An 18,963-nucleotide genomic window follows, 5' to 3' on the forward strand; every position below is an offset into this window, starting at 1 on the left:
CCATGTCGCGAAGGCGCTCCTCGAATAGGCGGACAGGAACGAAAGCGTAACGCAGTGTCTATCACGATGCACCCGGTGTGCCGCGCCGGCTCGCGGGTGCAGTCTGGAGTACCGGTTCACTCACGCCTCACCCTCCGCGACGCGACCGCGACGGAGCACAAGGGGCGGTCGGAACGGTTCCCGGTGTACCGCCGCCGCACCGCTCCCCGGCCGCGCTTCCGACAGCTTCCGATGCGCTCCCGACGCTCGACCGGGTGGGCGGCCGGCGGCGCTGGCTATGGTGAGTGGATGACGGCACCGCGCCCGCCCGCACTGCCCATCGTGCAGTTCCAAAGCCGGGCCGGAGGCGTCGACCTCGGTTGGGGACATCCGCACCCGGCGGCGTTGCCGATGGACGCCTGGGCCGAGGCGACCTGCTCGGCGCTGCGCCGGTACGGTGCCGCCGCGCTCACCTACGGGCACTCGGCCGGGCCGGGGCCGCTCATCGAGTGGCTCTGTGAGCGGCTGGCCGAGGTGGATTCCGTGGCACCCGTGCCCGAGCAGATCTTCGTCACCGCTGGCGCGTCCCAGGCGCTCGACCTGATCGCCTCCGTGCTCTGCCGGCCCGGTGACGTCGTGGTGGTCGACTCTCCCACCTACCACCTGGCGCTGCGGGTCGTCGCCGACCACCGGGTCGACATCGTGCCCGCCCCCGCCGACGAGGACGGGATCGACCCCGCCGCCACCGCCGACCTGATCCGGGCGGTCACCCGGCAGGGCCGGCGGGTGGCGATGCTCTACCTGGTACCCACCTTCAACAACCCGACCGGACGGTCGCTGCCGGCACAGCGGCGTACCGCGCTGCTGGATATGGCCGTCAGCAGTGGCGTACCGGTGGTGGAGGACGACACCTATCGGGAACTCGCCTATCCGCCGCCGGCACCGCCCTCGCTGTTCAGCGGTGCCGAACCGGGAACCGTGGTCCGGATCGGGTCGTTCGCCAAGAGCGTCGCGCCAGGACTGCGGCTCGGCTGGTTAACCGGGGACCCGTCAGTGGTCGCGGCGGTAACCGCACGGGGCTACGTGGACAGTGGCGGCGGGGTCAACCACGCCAGCGCGCTGATCCTGGCCGAGTTCGCGGCCTCCGGGGCGTACCGGCGGCACGTGGAGGCGATCCGGGTCCGGTACCGCCGGCAGCGTGATGCGCTGGTGGCCGCCGTACGCGACGAGCTGCCGCAGGCGGAGTTCACCGTACCCGGCGGCGGCTGGTTCCTCTGGTTGCGGCTGCCGCACCCGTACGGCGGTACCCGACTGCTGCCGTACGCGGAGGCCGCCGGGGTGTCCTACCTGCCCGGCCGGCAGTTCTTCGTGGCCGACACCGGGCACCGCCACCTGCGACTGTCGTTCTCGATGTGTGATCCGGAGACGCTGGCCGAGGGGGTACGCCGGCTCGCCGTGGCCTACCGGAGTGCCGAGCTGTCGGACCGACCTACTCCGCTGTCGGACCGACCTACTCCGCTGTCGGACCGACCTACTCCGCTGTCTGGCTGAGCCGAGCCGGCAGCCCTCCGCTGGCGATTCAGCTCTGCCGGCCGGAGCCGGTAAGCCGGCGCCATGCCGGGCCGACCTTCCATCTCGCCATCCCGGCCAGGTCGCGGGCGTGTTCGAGGACGTCCGGCCGAGCCGTTCCCCGCTCGACCGCGCGGTCGAGGTCGTGCCCGCAGCGCACCAGTACGGTGTCGAAGTCCCGGCGTACCGGCTCCAGCAACTCGTACCCGAACGCCCGGTACTGGCGGCCGAAGAGCGCCCGGTACGGCCGCACCCCCTCGTGCAGCCCGGACCCGTACGCCATCGGCTCCCTCGACCGGTCCCGGACGTACTCCGGCAGCAGATCGGCATGGGCGTGCCGGAGCAGCCACTGCCGCTGGCCGTCCCGCAGTTTCAGCTCGGCCGGCAGCCGCATCGCCAGCTCGACGAGTGACAGGTCGAGCCACGGCAGCCGGGCCTCCACCCCGTGCCCGAAGCCGGTCCGGTCCACCCGCTGCAATCCGGTACGGCAGAGGTTGCGCAGCCGGTGCCGGAAGATCCGACCGGCCGCCTCCGGACCGATCCGACCGGAGCCGGGGTGGCCGCCGAAGAGGTCGTCCGCGCCGTCGCCGGTGAGTACCACCCGGACGCCGAGGTCCCGGACCCGCCGAAAGAGCGGCACCGAGACGACCGCGTCGATCAGGTCGGCGTACTCGGTGAGTTCGGAGATCCGGATGGCCGCCCGGATGTCGTCGAGCCGGACGTCCCGGGGCTGTATCTCGATCACCTCGTGGTGCACGCCGAGGTCGGCGGCGAGTCGCCGGGCGTACCGCACGTCCGGGCTCTCCGGTGTGCCGACGGTGAAGGCCACGCAGTCGTGGTGGAACTCGCGGACGTGCAGCAGGGTGAGGGTGCTGGCCAGGCCGCCGGAGAGGAGTACCCCGACGGTGAGGTCGGTGTCGACCCGGGCCCGGACGCTGTCCCGGACCGCCTCGCGGAGCAGCACCGCCGCCTCCCCGGCGTCGCGCACCAGTGACCGTCCGGCGCCGGACCGGTCCAGGTCCAGGTAGGGCATCAGCTCGGGCCCGCTGGCTGCGTCGGCCCAGCCGTGGTGTCCGGGCGGCAGCTCCGAGATCGGTGCGCCGACCGGCACCAGCGCCTTGACCTCGGAGGCGACGTGCAGCCGACGCAGGTGCCGGGACCAGTAGAGCGGCCGCACCCCGAGCGGGTCGCGGGCCAGGTAGAGCCGTCCGGTGGCGGTGTCGGCGATCGCCAGGGCGAACTCGCCGCGCAGCCGGGTGACGGCTTCCGGTCCCCAGGCCAGGAACGCCTCCAGTACCACTTCGGTGTCGCTGTCGGTGCGCGGCTGCCGGCCGAGCCGGCGCAGTTCGGCGGCGAGTTCCCGGTGGTTGTAGACCTCGCCGTTGTAGCAGAGCAGCCAGCGGCCGTCGGCGGAACTCCAGGGTTGCGCCGCGCGCTCCCGGTCGACGATCCGCAGCCGTTGGACGCCGGCCAGCAGGTCGGGGCCGAGCCTGGTCTCGGCGAGGTCGCCGCGTGGGGTGAGTTCGGCCATCATCCGGTGGAAGGTGCGGCGGTCGGCGCCGGGACCGAGCAGAAGAACGATGCCGGACATGCCGCTCAACCTCCCAGTGCGGTCAGGAAGTCCCGCCGCAGCCGGTTGGCGGCGCGCGGGCTGACACAGACGTGCCAGGTCTGACCCTCGTCGATGACGTTGACGTCGCCCCAGCCCTGCCGCTCGCGCAGCAGGGCGGCGACCATCCCGGGCGCGTCGAGGCGGCGCAGCCAGGACATCTCCAGATCCATCGCGTACCCGAGGCAGTGCCCGCTGGGCAGCATTGCCGCGTACCCGAGGGCTCGGAGCCGGTGCTGGTGTTCCAGGCTGCGGGCGAGGCTCGTCACCCGCAGCGGCGGAGTCGGGCCGGGACGGCGCCGGCGGAGGTCGACGGCGAGCTGGTTCAGCAGCGCCACCACCTCGGGCCGGGTCCGGGTGGTCCGTGGTCCGATGCCGGCCGCCGGTACGGTGACGCGGCCGGCCGGCGGTGTCCCGGGTGGCCGGACCTGGCGCTGGACCGCCCGGGCCGCCCGGCTCAGCAGGTGCCCGCCCGGCCGCCGGTAGCGGAACCGGAGCAGGTTGCTGCGGCGCAGCGCGTCGAGATCGACAAGTTCCGGGCAGCGGTGCAGGTCGGCGTCGGTCGGAAAGCCGGGTAGGTGCCCCCACCACATGACGTCGATCCGGGAGAGCAGGTAGATCCGGATCAGCCCGGCGAGGTCGCGGGCGACGCTACGGTTGTTCGGCCGGTAGTCCCGGATCTCCCGGACGAGCCGGTTCGCGGCGTCGGCGGCGCCACCGGGCAGGACGCCGAGCACGGCGGCGAAGTCGGGACCGGTGATCCGGTCCGTCAGGGTCCGCTCCAGTCTGGGCAGGTCGTCGCGGCCGGTCTGGCCGGCCACCTCGGCGAGCAGCTCCGCCACCGCCGCCCGATATCCGACCAGTTCGGAGAGGGAGGCGCCGGTGGCCGGGCGCAGGGCGTGGGCAGCGGTTCCCCGCGACTGCTGCTGCCCGCTCGGCCGGACCCGTGATCCGACCTCCCCGGCTACCTCTTGGCTGGGCATGTCCGGCCTCTCCCAGGTTCGGCGTGATCCCGAAGTCGTGATTCGGCGTGATCCCGAAGTCGTGATCGCGAAAACTACTGCCGGTTTTGACCGTAACACCCGTTAAACCAGAAAAATGCATCTTGCGCGGGCTCACCGGACTCGTCAGGGCTCATTGGATGCCTTGGAGTGCCCATCGGGTCGGGCTGGTGGCGTGAGTGACCGCACCGTTGAGTAGGGGTACTCGGGTCCGGGACCGGCGGATGCGGAAGAGTCGGTGGTATGACCGAACGGCAGCCGGCCCGGGCCCGGCACACCCCGCTCTGGATCGCCGGACTCGCCGGTTTCACCGCGCTGGCGTACTGGGCGTTCCTCGGCTGGGACCAGCACAAGGAGACCGACCCGGTGACCGGGGCGCAGACCGGGCCGTACTCGGCCTGGCAGGTGATCGGGCTCGGGGTGGTACTGGCCGTGCTGGTCTTCGAGGCGGGACGCCGGGGCCGGCCGTGGCTGGCCACTGTCGTCGTGCCGGCCGTACTCACCGTGGCGTTCTCGGTCGACGCCGCCACGGATCCGGACGGCGACGGGCTCTGGGTGATCGGTGCGGTGCTCGTGGCGCTCGGCTCGGCACTCGGCACCGGACTGGTCGCCGCGCTCGGCGCCTACGCGGGGCGACGCGGCCGCTGAACTCCACCCGCCGGCCAGCCGGAGCGTCGGGACGGACAACGGCCGACACCGGTGGTCCGCAAGGCGGTGGGCCCGGCTGACCGGGCCCCTGGTCCTGAAGGGTTCCTAGCGGCGTCCGGCGAATTCGCCGTCGAGCAACGGGTCCGGCTCCTGCCGCCGGATCATGTACTGCGCGGTGAGAGTGTCCACCCCGGTGCCCCGGGCGCTGTTCGGCCGGTACGTGACCGTCGCGGCCAGCGCCGAGGCCGCCTCGACCACTCCGGCCCGCCAGGTGCCGGACCGGTAGACCCAGACCGGGTCGGTCGGTCGGTAACTGGCGGTGGAGTCGATCTCCGCCGGGTTCCGTCGGTGCGGATCCACGTTGGGTACTGGCATATTGTCACTGCCCTCCTGACTCGGCACCGGGTGTCGTCTCGATCAGTTCACGGGGCATGGCCCGCGTTCCGGTGGTGTCGTCGGTCGTACTGCTCGACCGGCGAAGCTGTGGCTGGCTCTGGACGTACCCCCCGAACGGGCCGGCACAACCGGCCGCGTCGACATCGGCCGGGGCGAGTCGGGCCCGGCGGGTCTTCACCCGGTACATCGCCGCGTCGGCGAGGTCGAGCACCTCGGCCAACTGCGCGCAGCCGTGCACCGGAGCGAGCCCGATCGAGGCGGTGACCCGCAGGTCGCGCTCGGCCACCTGGATCGGCGCGGAGAGCAGTTCCGCGAGCCGTCGCGCGGACTGGTGTAGCCAGCGCCCGTCGGCACGGGTACCGGCGAGCAGGCCGGCGAACTCGTCGCCGCCGAGCCGGGCCACCAGGTTGTTGCCGGCGTACGCCGCGAACCGCCAGGCCACCGCCACCAGCACCTGGTCTCCGGCGGAGTGTCCGAACCGGTCGTTGATCTGCTTGAAGTCGTCGAGGTCGAGGACCACCGCGACCAGCGGCGGCCGGCCGGGGTCGGCGACCAGCGCGGCGCCGATCTGATAGAAGGCGCGCCGGTTGAGCAGTCCGGTCAGCGGGTCGTGGGTGGCCGCGTGCCGTTCCGACTGCAACTCTTCGCGGAGCCGGACCACCTCCGCCTGGGCCAGCCGCACCTGGCCGCGCATCCGCCAGGCCGCGCCGAGGCCGGCTACCGCAGCGGCGCCGGCGGCGAGGGTGAAGGGGTCCACGATGGCGTGTCCCCTCAGGAGACCCGGCTCGGAGGACAGTCGCGGGCCGGATCCAGACCGTGTCCGAAGGTCGGTAGCCCGGGGTAAGTAGTGACTGTCCGTGATCCACGTTCGCATATGCCAGCACGGGCAGAAACTGTGTCGTTGCGATCCGTTGGCGACCATCTGCCCAGGCAGGCGCGCATGTCGGCGATCTTGCCTGGTCCCCGACGCTTCGGTTGCGCTGGCAACGGCCCCCCGCCTCCATCACGAAAAGTGAACAAACGGACACACCCTTACCGCGCTATCATGCTCGCTGTCAGGTGCAGACGCAAGAGCGAATGCACGTGCAGATGGTCATGCACTGATGACCAGACGGGTGTTCCACACCCCGTCGACCAGACGGGTGTTCCACACCCCGTCACGGCTGAGGACGCGTTCACGGGGAGGAATCAGTACGCAGTCGGGCCTACGCGACGCCCACCGCCCCCAGCCCTCCAGAAGAAACCCCAGAAAGACTGGCGATGATTCAGACGTACAACGGCATGTCCACAAGCCAGCTGCCCACCCTCGCCTGGCAGAAGAGCCGCCGCAGCAACCCCAGCGGCAACTGTGTCGAGATGGCCGAGCTGCCCGGCGGGGCGGGTATCGCCGTCCGCAACTCCCGGGACCCCGACGGCCCGGCGCTGATCTACACCATCGACGAGATCACTGCCTTCATCCTCGGCGCCCGCGACGGGGACTTCGACAACCTCATCGGATAGCCGACGGTACCTACGGCGTCCGTTACGCCGACCTCACCGTTCGCCACCGTTCCGACACACCGACGCGAACCCCGACTGTACGAGGGTCGATAAAATTAGCGCGTTGGGTCTACCCTCCTCACCGTCCAGCCATGGCATGCTTACCGACGGATTTGGCCCAGCCCTCGGTGGGCTGCGTCGAGCATGTGTGGAGGCGACACGTGACGATGGCTCCATCCGGCCATGACTCGGTCCCCGACGGCGAGATTGCCGACGGCGGACCGATCGTCGATGGTGGGCCGGTCTTCGCGGGTGGAGCCGCCGATCCCGGGATGGCGGGCGGCCCCACCGTGCTGCGGATCCTGCTCGGCAGCCAGTTGCGCAAGCTGCGGGAGGCCAGGGGCGTCAGCCGTGAGGACGCGGGCTGGGAGATCAGATCGTCCGGGTCCAAGATCAGCCGGATGGAGCTGGGCCGGGTGGGATTCAAGGAACGTGACGTCGCCGATCTGCTGACCCTCTACCAGGTGACCGACGAGAACGAACGGTCAGCCCTGCTCGCCCTGGCCCGGCAGGCCAACAACCCCGGATGGTGGCACCGGTACGGTGACGTGCTGCCCAACTGGTTCCAGTCCTACCTCGGCCTGGAGGCCGCCGCCGCGCTGATCCGGGCCTACGAGGTGCAGTACATTCCCGGGCTGTTGCAGACCCGCGACTACGCCCGGGCCGTCGTGCTGCTCGCCCACGACGGGGCCCCGCCGGACGAGATCGAACGTCGGGTCGAGCTGCGGATGGACCGGCAGAAGGTGCTGACCCGGCCGGGTGCGCCGCAGCTCTGGGCAGTGGTGGACGAGGCGGCCCTGCGCCGCCCGATCGGCGGGGTCGGCGTGATGCGCGGCCAACTCGAGCACCTGATCGAGGTCGGCAAGCTGCCCAACGTGACTGTCCAGGTGATCCCGTTCCGGGCCGGCGGGCATGCCGCGGCCGGTGGTGCGTTCAGCCTGCTCCGCTTCCCGGACCAGGAACTGCCGGACGTCGTCTACATGGAACAGCTCACCAGCGCGCTCTACCTCGACAAGCGTGACGACGTGGACTACTACGCCGCCGCGATGGAACGGCTCTGTGTCGAGGCCGTTCCGCCGACCGAGACACCGGCGTTCCTCCGCGCCATCCTGGCCGACGTCGAGTCCTGAGCCGACCGCCGAGCGCCGGGCGCCGGGCGCCGACGATCTGGCACATTCGCCCCGACCGGTCGCGACCGCCGGCTGCCGGCCGCCGACGATCTGGCGCGATCGCCCCGACCGGTCGCGACCGCCGACCGCCGGCCATCGGCCGTCGCGCGGGTTCCGGTTCGGCGCTCCGTCCGGTCCACCGGCCCCGGATGGGCCACACTACCGATATGACTTCCCGTCGCCTTGCCGGCGCCGTCGCCCTGGTCACCGGCGCCTCCTCCGGGATCGGCGCCGCCGCGGCCCGGCGACTGGCCGGCGCGGGCGCTCGGGTCTTCCTCAGCGGCCGCGACCCCGAACGGCTCGCGGCCGTCGCCGCCGAGTCCGGCGGTACGGCGATCCCGTGCGACCTCACCGACCCGGAGCGGACGAAGGCGCTCGCCGGACGGGTACTCGACAGCGCCGGCCGGGTCGACATCCTGGTCAACAACGCCGGCCAGGGCTTCGCCGGGCCGCTGACCGGGATGACGGACGCCCAGATCCAGGCGCTGGTCGCGGCGAACCTGACCGCCCCGATGCTGCTCGCCCGGGCGGTACTGCCAGGGATGCTCGACCGGGGCAGCGGGCGGCTCGGCTTCGTCGGCTCGATCGCCGGCCGGCTCGGCGTACGCGAGGAGGCGGTCTACGCCGGTACCAAGGCCGGACTGAGTGTCTTCGCCGACAGCCTGCGCAAGGAGACCACCGGTCGGGGCATCGTGGTCACCGAACTCGTCCCCGCCGTGGTCGACACCCCGTTCTTCGCCCGCCGGGGCCGGCCGTACCCGCGCCGCCGCCCCCGCCCGGTGCCGGCGGAACGGGCCGCCGACGCCCTGCTCACCGGCATGCTCACCGGTCGGCACGAGGTCTGCCTGCCGCGCTGGATGGTGCTGCCGATCGCGGTCCGGGCCACCCTGCCGGCCACCTACCGCCGGCTCGCCGACCGCTTCGGCTGAGGTGTAAGGAAGGGCCCCCTATTATCGTTTTCTGTTGTACAAGGGGCCCTTCCTTGCATCTCAGTTGGCGCGGATCGCCCGGATCGACTGGCGCAGCGAGGACATCGTGGCGAGTACCGCCGTCGGCTCGTACCCGCAGTGCGCCATGCAGTTGGCGCAGCGCGCGTCCCGCCCCCGGCCGTACGCCGACCAGTCGGTCGTCTCGATCAGTTCCCGGTACGTCTGCGCGTAGCCGTCGCCGAGCAGATAGCAGGGACGCTGCCAGCCGAAGAGCGAGTACGACGGGATGGCCCAGGCGGTGCAGGAGAAGTCGACCTTGCCCTCCAGGAAGTCCAGGAAGAGTGGCGAGTGGTTCAGCCGCCACTTCTTCCGGCGCCCCTCACCGAACGCCTTCCTGAACATCGCCCGGGTCTCCGCGACGCCGAGAAAGTGCTCCTGGTCCGGTGCCTTGTCGTAGGCGTACGCCGGGGAGAGCATCATCTGGTCGACGCCGAGGTCGTCGTTGAGATAGTCGAGCACCTCGATGACGGTCTGCGGGGTGTCGGTGGAGAAGAAGGTCGTGTTGCTGGTGACCCGGAAGCCGCGCCGCTTCGCCTCCCGTACCGCCTCGACCGCCTCGTCGAAGACGCCCTCCTTGCAGACCGAGGCGTCGTGCCGCTCCCGCAGCCCGTCGATGTGCACGGCGAAGGAGAAGTAGCGGGACGGGGTGAACTTGTGCAGCTTCTTGCGCAGCAGCGCCGCGTTGGTGCAGAGGAAGACGTACTTGCGGCGCTTGACGAGTTCGTCGACCAGCCGGTCGATCTCCGGATGCATAAGCGGCTCGCCACCGGCGATGGAGACCATCGGCGCCCCGCACTCCTCGATCGCGGCGAGCGCCTGCTCCACAGGCATCCGGCGCTTCAGCACGTCCGCCGGATGCTGGATCTTGCCGCAGCCGGCGCAGGCCAGGTTGCAGGCGAAGAGCGGCTCCAACTCGACCAGCAGTGGAAAGTGCGTCCTCCGGCGCAGCTTCTGCTCCATCAGATAGCGGCCGACCCGCAGGCTCTGGCGCAGTGGCATGCCCATCGTCACCACCCCGTTCCGGTCGGCCGGTCGATCGGCGCGCGGTGGTCCCGCGCGATGCTGCGCGAACTGGTCCCCGTCATGGTGTTCGGATCTCCTTGGGAAGGGTGAAGTGCACATCCTCGGTACGCGTGCTGTGCTCCCGTACCGCGTCGGCGCCGATCCCGGCCAGCGCCGCAACGGTCTGGTCGACCAGCCAGGGCGGCGCCGAGGCACCGGCGGTGACGCCGATCGTCCGTGCCCCCGCGAGCCAGCGCAGGTCGACCTGCTCGACGTCGTCGACCAGGTACGCCGGGGTGCCCCCGCGCTCGGTCACCTCGACCAGGCGCCGGGAGTTCGAGGAGTTGGCCGAGCCGAGCACCAGCACCACGTCGGCGACGGCGGCCACCTCGCGCAACGCCGCCTGCCGGTTGGTGGTGGCGTAGCAGATGTCGTCCGAGGAGGGTCCGGTCAGCGCGGGGAACCGCCGCCGGAGTACGTCAAGGACCCCGGTCACCTCGTCCACGGCCAGGGTGGTCTGCACCAGGTACGACACCCGGTCCGGGTCGGCGACCTCGATCCGTTCCGCGTCACCGACCGACTCCACCAGGGCGATCCGGCCGGGTACCTCGCCGAGGGTCCCCTCGGTCTCCTCGTGCCCGGAGTGCCCGATCAGCAGCACGGTGTTGCCCCGCCCGGCGAACCGGCGGGCCTCGCTGTGCACCTTGGTCACCAGTGGACAGGTCGCGTCGATCACCGGCAGTCCCCGGTCGGCGGCGGCCTGCCGGACGGCCGGGGCCACCCCGTGCGCGGAGAAGACAGTCGTCGCGCCGTCCGGGATCTCGGTCAGCTCGTCGACGAAGACTGCCCCGCGACGTTGCAGGTCGGCGATGACGTGCACGTTGTGCACGATCTGCTTGCGCACGTAGACAGGTGGACCGTGCCGGTCCAGCGCCTGCTCCACCACGCTGATCGCCCGCTCCACCCCGGCACAGAACGACCGGGGCGCGGCCAGCACCACCTGCCGGGCGGTGGTCGCCGCCGCCCACTCCGACAGGGCCGGGCCGAGTCGTGGCAGTACCCGCAGCGCCGCGACCACCCGACCGAGCGTCGCCGGCCGGTAGAGCGGATGCGGTGGCACGTCGGCGACCACCCGTACGCAGGCGATCGGGCGGCCGGCCGCACCGGCCAACAGTGCCGCCGACTCGGTGTCCACCGCGATCGCGCCGGTGGCGGCGAGCCGGGTCCGGTCCGCGCCGTCGACGATCCGCCGGCTGGTCACCACGGGTCCCAGGTGGACGGTCAGACCCTCCCGGCGCAGTGCCGCCGCGATCATCGGGGCGGCCGGGCAGGGTACCGGGGCACCGCCGACGACGCCGGCCCGGCGTACCTCGGTGGCCACCACCACGTCCCCGGTGCGCAGCCACGGCACCAGGCCACCGGCGATGCCGGCCACCGCAAGCGCGGCGGTGTCGCGGTGGCGGGCGGCGACCCGGGCGGCCCGGGCCGGACCCCGACCGGTACGCCGCAGCGGTGCGCCCGGCGGCAGACCGCGCCGCAGACCGAGCGCCTCCGCCCGCATCGGTGCGAACAGCACCCAGTCCCCGCCGCTCAACTGGACTCTCCCGGGTCGCCCGGCAGCCGGCCGGCGTACTCCGAACCGCCCGGCAGCCGGCCGGCGTACTCCGGATCGCGCAGCAACCGACCGGTGTACTCCGGGTCGCGCAGCAGCCGGCCTAGGGCGCTGACCGGGAAGACCAGCCGGTAGAGGTGGTAGTTGATGTAGAAGTCGCCGGGAAACCCGGTGCCGGTGTACTGCGGCTCGTCCCAGCCCCCGTCCGGCCGCTGGGTACGCACCAGCCAGTCCACCCCGCGCCGGACCGACGTCAGGTCGTCGGTGCGGGCGGCGTGCAGGGCCAGCAGCGCCCACGCGGTCTGCGAGGCGGTCGAGTCGCCCTGACCCCGCCAGGCCGGATCGCGGTACGAGCGCATGTCCTCGCCCCAGCCGCCATCGGCGTTCTGCCGCCGGTGCAGCCAGCAGACCGCCCGGACGATTCTCGGGTCGTCCCGGCGTACCCCGGCGGCGATCAACGCCGGCACCGCCGCGCCGGTCCCGTACACGTGGTTGGCGCCCCACCGGCCGAACCAGGACCCGTCGGCCTCCTGGTGGCGCAGCAGCCACGCCACGCCACGACGCACAGGTATCGAGCCGGCCAACCCCTCCGCGCAGAGCGCCTCGACCACGTGCGCGGTCACGTCCGCGCTGGGCGGGTCGATCACCTCACCGAAGTCGCAGAACGGTAGGTCCCGGGCGATCGCCCGGGTGTTGTCCGCGTCGAACGCGGCCCAGCCGCCGTCGGCGGACTGCATCCCGCAGAGCCACCGGACCCCGCGCTCCATCGCCGGCCGCAACGCCGGAGGCGCCCCGCAGCGCCGCAGCGCCAGCAGCACCTCGGCGGTGTCGTCGGTGTCCGGGTAGCCGTCGTTGTCGAACTCGAACGCCCAGCCGCCGGGCTGCACCCCGGGCCGGCGTACCGACCAGTCGCCGGGGACCCGGATCTCCTCGGCGAGCAGCCAGTCCGCGGCGGTGGTCAGCGCCGGGTGGTCGGCTGGCACCCCCGCGTCGGCGAGCGCCACCATCGCCAGCGCGGTGTCCCAGACCGGGGACTGGCACGCCTCCAGCCGGCGTACCGGGCCGTCCGGGGTCTCCTCCCGTACGGTGAACCGCTCCAACCCGGCCAGCCCGCTGCGCAGCACCGGATGCGAGAGCGGATAGCCGAGCAGGTGCAGCGCGATCAGCGAGTACACCCACGGTGGCTGGATGCCGCCCCAGGATCCGTCGGCCTCCTGCCGGGCGACGATCCACTCGGCCGCCCGGCGCAGCGCGTTGCGGCGTACCGGGCCGACCGCGTGGCGCTCGTAGCCGCGCAGCGCCGAGTCGAGCCGGTGCATCCAGCGCCCCTTGCCGCGCCGCTGTTCCGGCTGGGGCGGCAGTCCGGTACGCAGCTCGCCGAGCGAGAAGCCGAGCGGGCGTACCGGGCGCAGCGCGCGGACGATCGACAGCGGCACGATTGTCTGCCGGGCCCAGCAGGCGAAATCGTAGACGTTCAGCGGGAACCACGACGGCAGCAGCACCACCTCGGGCGGGATCGCCGGCAACCGGTGCCACGGCCACTCGCCGAAGAGCGCCAGCCAGAGTCGGGTGAAGACGCGGCTCCGCTCGATGCCACCGGCCGCGAGTACGAACTCCCGGGCCCGGCACATGTGCTCGGCGTCCGGCGGGTCACCGGCCAGCCGAAGCGCCGCGTACGCCTCGATGGTGGTGGAGAGGTCCCCCGGCCCACCGTGGAAGGTCGCCCAGGCGCCGTCCGCGTGCTGCTTCGAGCGGATCCACCGGGCCGTCGGCGCGGTCTCCACCTCGGTACGGATGCCGAGAAACTCCCGCAGCAGCAGGTCCTCGGCCTCCATCGTCACGTTGGTCTCCAGCTCGCCCTGCCACCAGCCGCCCGGCTCCTGTCGCGCGATCAGCAGATCCCGGGCCCGCTCCAACGCCGCCTCAGCTGCAAGGAAGGGCCCCCTATTATCGTTTTCTGTTGTAGAGGGGGCCCTTCCTTGCACGGTTGGGTTGCCGTCGCTTGTGGAGAGCGTCGTGCCCATCAGTGGTCCCGTCCCGTCATGAAGTGCGCGATCGCCACCAGGTCGACGTGCGCGCCGGAGCGTTCCGCGGCCGAGCCGGGCTCGGCCAACTGGTCCAGCTCGGCCAGCGCCTCCGTGAGCAGCCGGTCGGCCTGCTTCTCGGTCCAGTCCCGGGCGCCGGTCTCCTCGATCAGCTCGGCGGCCAGGCCCAGGTCGGCGGCGGAGAGGTCGCCGGTCCGGGCGTACAGCTCGGCGAGCTGGTCGGCGGCCGGACCACCGGAGGTGAGGGCCCGGACCACCGGTACCGACTTCTTCCGGGCCCGCAGGTCGGCCAGGACCGGTTTGCCGGTGACCGCCGGCTCGCCCCAGATGCCGAGCAGGTCGTCCACGAGCTGGAAGGCCAGGCCGAGGCGTTCGCCGTACCGGGCCAGGCCGTCGACCAGCGCCGCCGGGGCGCCGCAGAGCACCGCGCCGAGCGTCGCGGAGCAGGAGAGCAGCGCCGCCGTCTTGTCCCGGGCCATCGCCAGGCACTCGTCGAGGGTGACGTCGGGACGGGACTCGAAGGCCACGTCGGCCGCCTGCCCGGCGATCAGGCGCCGGATCGCGGTGTGCATGGTGCTCAGTCCGGCGCGTACGTCCAGGGCGGGGTCGGCGGCCAGCACCTCGTCGGCGAGGCTCAGCATGGCGTCCCCGGCCAGGATCGCCGGCCCGACCCCGAACGCCGCCCACGCCGTCGGCCGGTGCCGGCGCTCCAGGTCACCGTCGATCACGTCGTCGTGCAGCAGGGAGAAGTTGTGCACCAGCTCCACCGCGACCGCCGCCGGCAGTCCCCGGCGTACCGGCTGGCCGGCGGCCTGGGCGGAGAGCAGCGCCAGTGCCGGACGCAGCCCCTTGCCGCCACGGCCGGCGGGCTCCCCGGCGGCGTCCCAGTAACCGAGCTGGTACCCGGCGACCAGCCGGGTACGCTCGTCGATCCGTTCCAGCGTCGCCCGGATCTCGGGCTGGACGAGTTCGTCCACCTGGGCGAGGACGCTGGGCAGCATCACGGTCATGTCGTCTCCTCGCTACGCTCGTCGTCGCGGTGACCTGGACGACTGAGCCCTTCGATGACGTCGCTCCGCTCGGTCATGTCGTCTTCTCGCTGCGGTCGGTCACGCCGGTGCCTCCGCGGGGTTCGGCGCCGATCCGAAATGGGCGAGAAGCACGTCGGCGGCGCGGTGGCCGCTGCGTACCGCGCCCTCCATCGTGTCCGGCCATCCCGTGTCGGTCCACGCGCCGGCCAGGGCCAGCCCTGGCGCCCGGGTCTGGGCCGGTGGCCGGGCGCTGCGGGTACCGGGCCCCTGCCGGAAGGTCGCCCGAGGTTCCCGGGTCACGAACGCGTCCCGGATCCGGGCCTGCCGGGCCGCCGGGAAGAGTTCCGCCAGCGCGTCCAGGTAGGTCCGGACCAGGTCGCCGGCCCGGACGCCGAGCACCTCCTCGGCGGCAGAGATGGAGACCACCAGGTACTGCCCGGAGCCGCCGGGCGCGGTCCGGTCGAAGACCCACTGCACCGGCGTGTCCAATCCGGCCGCGAACTCCAGATCGGTGACCCGCTGCTGGTAGTGCACGTGCACGTTGACGATCGGGGCGGCGCCCAGCCGGGCCCAGCGCGCCCGGTCCGGGGCGGCCTCGGCCGGCACCAGCCGAGCGGCCTGTGGGTGCGGCACCGCCAACACCACCCCGTCGGCGGTCAGCTCGACGCCCTCGCCGGAGACCTGGAACCGACCCTGGTCGGCACGGATCCGCTGCACCCGTACCCCGGTGCGGACGGTCGCGCCGAGCCGGCGGAGCAGCCCGGCCGCCGGCACACCGTGCAGCTCGGACAGGGGCGCGGTCGGCCGGCCGATGTCGGCGGCGTCGGCCCGGTCGAGCAGCCCGGTCCGGAAGACCCGGGCGGCCAGCGCCAGCGAGGCGCGTTCCGGTGGGGCGTTCAGGGCAGCGGTGCAGATCAGCTCCCAGAGCCGGGCCACTGTCGGCGCGTCCTGCCCGTGCGCGGCCAGCCAGGCACCGAAGCTGACCCGGTCGGCGGCCGGGTCGTCCGGCTCCACCCGGCGCAGCGCAGCGGCGGCCCGTACCGCCGCCAGCCGCTGCCCGACCCGCAGCGGTCGGTAGCCGAGCAGGGCCGGCAGCAGGTGGGCCGGGGCCGGCAGTCGGCGGTTGCGGGCCAGTACGTGCGGTGGACCGCCGGCCCGCAGGATCGGCACCGCGAACCCGTCCTGCACGGCCGCCCGGTCGGCGCTGCCGAGCCGGACGAGCAGGTCACGGTACTGCTGGTAGCAGCGGAGGAAGACGTGCTGCCCGGTGTCCACTGTCAACTCGCCGCGTCGGAACGAGTAGGTGGCCCCACCGAGCGCCGGACGGGCCTCCACCAGGGTCACCCGGTGCCCGGCGTCGAGCAGCCGCACCGCCGAGGCGATGCCGGCCAACCCACCGCCGACCACGCAGACCTCTCCGTCGGTCACGGTGCGCTCCGGGTCATCGCCCGCGCCGCGACGTACGCCTTCTCCCAGCCGGGCAGGGAGACCCGCTGCCGGGTCACCGCCAGCGGATCGGCGATCATCCGGGCCAGCAGCCGGTGGTAGATGCCGGCCATCGCCGCCACGCAGGCCGCGCTGCGCCGGTCCAGCAGCGGCAGCAGCCGCAGGCCGGTCTGGTAGTACCGTTCGGCCCGGTGCGCCTGCCAGCGCAGCAGCGCGGCGAGCGGGTCCGGTGGGTCGGTCAGCGCCCCGTCCGGACCGAGTTCCAGGGTGCAGCCGAACCGCTCCAGGTCACGGCGGGGCAGGTAGACCCGGCCGGCGGCCCGATCCTCCACGATGTCCCGCAGGATGTTCGTCAGTTGCAGCGCGATGCCGAGGGTGTCGGCGAGTTCGGCGGCGGCGGCCCGGTCGACCGAGGGCCGCAGCACGAAGACGCCGAGCGAGAGCCGGCCGATCGACCCGGCGACGCAGCGGCAGTAGCCGACCAGTTCCTCGAAGGTCTCGTAGCGGGCACCCCGGACGTCCGCCACGCAGCCGTCGATCAGCTCGTCGAAGGCGGCCAACGGGATCGGCAGCCGGTCCGCCGCGTCGGCCAGGGCGACCAGCACCGGATCTCCGCCGGCCTCCGGCAACCGGTGCAGCGCCGCCCGGATCTGGTCGAGCCGGGCCAGCTTGGTCGCGGCGGGCAGGTCGCCGTCGCCGATGTCGTCGATGCGCCGGGCGACGGCGTACACCGCGCAGAGTGCGGCGCGGCGGTCGGGGCGGAGCAGCCGGATCCCGTACGAGAAGTTGCGCGCCTGGCTGCGGGTCACCCGGGCGCACTCGCGGTAGGCGCGCTCCAGCCCCGCGTCGGCGGTCATCCGCGCACCCCACTCGGGCGCAGGGCGGCCCGGGACGGCCAGTAGGACCTGAACCAGGCGGCGGCGATTCCGGCCCGGGTGGGTCTGGGTGGCCCGGGCAGCGGATCGTGACCGGCCCGGGCAAGTGCGGCGAGCGCGGCGCGCCCACCCGCGAGGTACCCGCCGACGGCCAGTCGGGCCCAGCCGTGCAGGTCACCGACGAGCGGCGCACCGCCGTCGAGCAGGTCGCCCGCGCGCCGTGCCTGGCGCCGGACCACGGCGCGAAGCCCGTCACTCGCCCGGGGCGCGTCCAGGTCCTCCTCCGGCACCCCGGCCGCCGCCAACTCCTCGGTCGGCAGGTAGATCCGGCCCCGGCGCCGGTCCTCGGCGACGTCCTGGAGATGCTCGACCACCTGCAACGCGGTGCAGATCCGGTCGGAGAGCCGGATCCGCTCCGGCGAGGCGGCACCGAAGACGTGCAGCACCAGCTCGCCGACCGGGTCGGCGGAGAGGTGACAGTAGTCGACCAGGGCACCGAAGGTCGGATAGCGGGTCACCGTCTGGTCACGCCGGTTCGCCTCGATCAACCGCAGCAAGGGGTCGATCGGCAGCCGGCAGTCGACCACGGTCGGTGCCAGCCGGACGAGTACCGGGTGCCGGGGCAGCCGACCGTGGTAGAGGGCGCGTACCTCACGGTCGAACCGGTCCAGCGCGGCGAGTCGGGTGGCTGGCGCCTCGTTCCGGCCGCTGCGGTCCGGCTCGTCGCCGAGGTCGTCGACGTACCGGGCGTACCAGTAGAGGGCGAGCAGGTGCCGGCGGATCCGGGCCGGCAGGACACGCAGCGCGACGGGGAAGTTCTCCCCGGCCAGTACGGTGTCCGGCTGCCGGCGCCCACCCGGCCGATCCGCGGACGGATGGTCGGGAGCGTCGTCGGTCAGATGAAGCACACTGCCGCCTCTCGCGAGGTCCAGTCGGCTCAGCGGGGCCGCGCCAGACCGCCGCGCCGGATTGGTCGTAATCCACCACTCGCGCTAAGTAATCTTCACCGAGAGTACCCAAATTCCTACCCTGGGCGGTGCGGCCTGCCGAATTCCTCTCGGCGTGTTCAACCATCCGTCGCGGCGTATCCCGGATCCGACCGGACCCGCCCGATGGATCGACGGCGGCGGCCGGCGTGTCAGCTTGACCGGGTGCGCCGAGCCATCCAGATCCCGACGGTCATCGCCGCCACGGCGACCAGTCCGGCGATCAGCCGGGGCCCCTCCAGGGAGAGTTGCTCCTCGAAGGCGAAGACGCCGATCAGGACGCCGCTGAGCGGGTCGAGCAGGGCGATCGCGGTCAGCGGGGCGGCGATCGGGCCCCCCTGGAAGGCATTCTGGTTCAGCACCAGGGCGGTGCCGCCGACCACGATGAGGGCGTAGATGTGCCAGGACGTGAAGATGGCGCCGGGATGGTCCGGCAGCTTCTCCATCACGCTCTTCACCAGGGCCGCGGCCGTCCCGTACAGCAGCCCGGTGGCGATGCCGAGCATCAGCCCCCGGGTCGCGTCCTGGGTTCGCCAGGCCACCACCAGGCAGATGGCGACCAGCGCGCCGATCCCGGTCGTCACAATGATCCAGGACCAGGTCTTCGGCTCCGTCACTCCACCGCGCGGGTCCGCGGCGAGCAGGAACCCGGTCAGCCCGACAACCCCAAGCACCACCACCAGCATGTCCCGGCGGTGCGGCCGGCGCCGCTCGACGGCCGCCTCCAGTGGAATCGCCATGAAGAGCCCGCTGACCAGGAGCGGCTCGACCAGGGAGAGCGGACCGAAACGCAGCGCCAGCGCCTGGAGGAAGGTGCCGAACGCGTCCGGCACCCAGCCGAGCAGCCACAACCGCCGGTGCAGCAGCCGGATCAACAGCCGTGGGTCGATGGTCCGGGTCGGCCGCTCCTGTTTGGCGGCGCGCTGCTCCATCACCGAGCTCACCGCGAAGCAGGCCGCCGAGGCGAGTCCGAGCAGGATGGCGATGTAGTTCACCGGGTCGTACCTCCGGGTCGTACCGACCGGCCAGTCCCGGCACCGGGCCGGACGGCCACCACTTCCGCCACC

At 72.6% G+C, this 18,963-nt stretch carries 16 protein-coding genes and 1 pseudogene; 5 read left to right on the forward strand and 12 right to left on the reverse strand.

Going from position 1 to position 18,963, the window contains the following annotated elements:
* The first annotated feature begins 288 nt into the window (after nt 1-288).
* A complete protein-coding gene (locus CLT71_RS06015) occupies nt 289-1,530 on the forward strand; it encodes an aminotransferase-like domain-containing protein (RefSeq protein WP_158242179.1) in 1,242 nt (413 codons plus the stop codon).
* 28 nt (nt 1,531-1,558) lie between these two features.
* Here the strand turns inward: CLT71_RS06015 and CLT71_RS06020 are convergent, their stop codons facing one another.
* Nucleotides 1,559-3,139, reverse strand: coding sequence for an asparagine synthase-related protein (locus CLT71_RS06020; RefSeq protein ID WP_101366229.1), 1,581 nt, complete (start codon nt 3,137-3,139; stop codon nt 1,559-1,561).
* A 5-nt stretch (nt 3,140-3,144) separates the two neighbouring features.
* Complete coding sequence (locus CLT71_RS06025) at nt 3,145-4,140, reverse strand: hypothetical protein (protein WP_101366230.1); 996 nt, start codon at nt 4,138-4,140, stop codon at nt 3,145-3,147.
* Between the two features lie 261 nt (nt 4,141-4,401).
* Here CLT71_RS06025 and CLT71_RS06030 point away from each other — a divergent pair, with 261 nt between their 5' ends.
* On the forward strand, nt 4,402-4,806 hold the full coding sequence (locus tag CLT71_RS06030; RefSeq protein ID WP_101366231.1) for a hypothetical protein: 405 nt from the start codon (nt 4,402-4,404) through the stop codon (nt 4,804-4,806).
* 105 nt (nt 4,807-4,911) lie between these two features.
* On the opposite strand, the gene CLT71_RS06035 is transcribed toward CLT71_RS06030, so the two are convergent.
* Nucleotides 4,912-5,181 carry a hypothetical protein gene (locus CLT71_RS06035; RefSeq protein ID WP_101366232.1) on the reverse strand — a complete coding sequence of 90 codons (270 nt, stop codon included), beginning with the start codon at nt 5,179-5,181 and terminating at the stop codon, nt 4,912-4,914.
* Between the two features lie 190 nt (nt 5,182-5,371).
* Nucleotides 5,372-5,962 (reverse strand): annotated as a pseudogene (locus CLT71_RS06040) (GGDEF domain-containing protein); the annotation flags it as partial.
* 500 nt (nt 5,963-6,462) lie between these two features.
* Here CLT71_RS06040 and CLT71_RS06045 point away from each other — a divergent pair.
* From CLT71_RS06045 to CLT71_RS06055, 3 genes are all read left to right on the forward strand, one after another.
* Nucleotides 6,463-6,702: a DUF397 domain-containing protein gene (locus CLT71_RS06045; protein ID WP_101366233.1), complete on the forward strand. Its 240-nt coding sequence runs from the start codon at nt 6,463-6,465 to the stop codon at nt 6,700-6,702.
* A 311-nt stretch (nt 6,703-7,013) separates the two neighbouring features.
* Nucleotides 7,014-7,871: a Scr1 family TA system antitoxin-like transcriptional regulator gene (locus CLT71_RS06050; protein WP_101371192.1), complete on the forward strand. Its 858-nt coding sequence runs from the start codon at nt 7,014-7,016 to the stop codon at nt 7,869-7,871.
* Between the two features lie 206 nt (nt 7,872-8,077).
* The gene (locus tag CLT71_RS06055) at nt 8,078-8,839 is read left to right on the forward strand and encodes an SDR family NAD(P)-dependent oxidoreductase (protein WP_101366234.1); all 762 of its coding nucleotides are present in this window, start codon (nt 8,078-8,080) and stop codon (nt 8,837-8,839) included.
* A gap of 60 nt (nt 8,840-8,899) precedes the next feature.
* On the opposite strand, the gene hpnH is transcribed toward CLT71_RS06055, so the two are convergent.
* The 8 genes from hpnH to CLT71_RS06095 form a co-directional block, all read right to left on the reverse strand.
* Nucleotides 8,900-9,904 carry an adenosyl-hopene transferase HpnH gene (gene hpnH, locus CLT71_RS06060; protein WP_101366235.1) on the reverse strand — a complete coding sequence of 335 codons (1,005 nt, stop codon included), beginning with the start codon at nt 9,902-9,904 and terminating at the stop codon, nt 8,900-8,902.
* Nucleotides 9,905-9,980: 76 nt separating this feature from the next.
* On the reverse strand, nt 9,981-11,495 hold the full coding sequence (gene ispH, locus CLT71_RS06065) for a 4-hydroxy-3-methylbut-2-enyl diphosphate reductase (protein ID WP_486483081.1): 1,515 nt from the start codon (nt 11,493-11,495) through the stop codon (nt 9,981-9,983).
* Nucleotides 11,492-13,429, reverse strand: a complete 1,938-nt coding sequence (gene shc, locus CLT71_RS06070; RefSeq protein WP_199187524.1) for a squalene--hopene cyclase — start codon at nt 13,427-13,429, stop codon at nt 11,492-11,494. Before shc ends, ispH begins: the two co-directional genes overlap by 4 nt.
* Nucleotides 13,430-13,536: 107 nt before the next feature.
* On the reverse strand, nt 13,537-14,568 hold the full coding sequence (locus CLT71_RS06075; RefSeq protein ID WP_101366237.1) for a polyprenyl synthetase family protein: 1,032 nt from the start codon (nt 14,566-14,568) through the stop codon (nt 13,537-13,539).
* A 99-nt stretch (nt 14,569-14,667) separates the two neighbouring features.
* Complete coding sequence (hpnE, locus tag CLT71_RS06080) at nt 14,668-16,017, reverse strand: hydroxysqualene dehydroxylase HpnE (RefSeq protein ID WP_101366238.1); 1,350 nt, start codon at nt 16,015-16,017, stop codon at nt 14,668-14,670.
* Nucleotides 16,014-16,892 (reverse strand): presqualene diphosphate synthase HpnD, encoded by an 879-nt coding sequence (gene hpnD, locus CLT71_RS06085; RefSeq protein WP_101366239.1) that lies wholly within the window; start codon nt 16,890-16,892, stop codon nt 16,014-16,016. The genes hpnE and hpnD overlap by 4 nt, the downstream gene beginning before the upstream one ends.
* Nucleotides 16,889-17,818: a squalene synthase HpnC gene (gene hpnC, locus CLT71_RS06090; protein WP_199187525.1), complete on the reverse strand. Its 930-nt coding sequence runs from the start codon at nt 17,816-17,818 to the stop codon at nt 16,889-16,891. Before hpnC ends, hpnD begins: the two co-directional genes overlap by 4 nt.
* A gap of 230 nt (nt 17,819-18,048) precedes the next feature.
* On the reverse strand, nt 18,049-18,891 hold the full coding sequence (locus CLT71_RS06095) for a DMT family transporter (protein ID WP_101366240.1): 843 nt from the start codon (nt 18,889-18,891) through the stop codon (nt 18,049-18,051).
* Nucleotides 18,892-18,963 lie beyond the last annotated feature (72 nt).

The organism is Plantactinospora sp. CNZ320 (assembly GCF_002846275.1).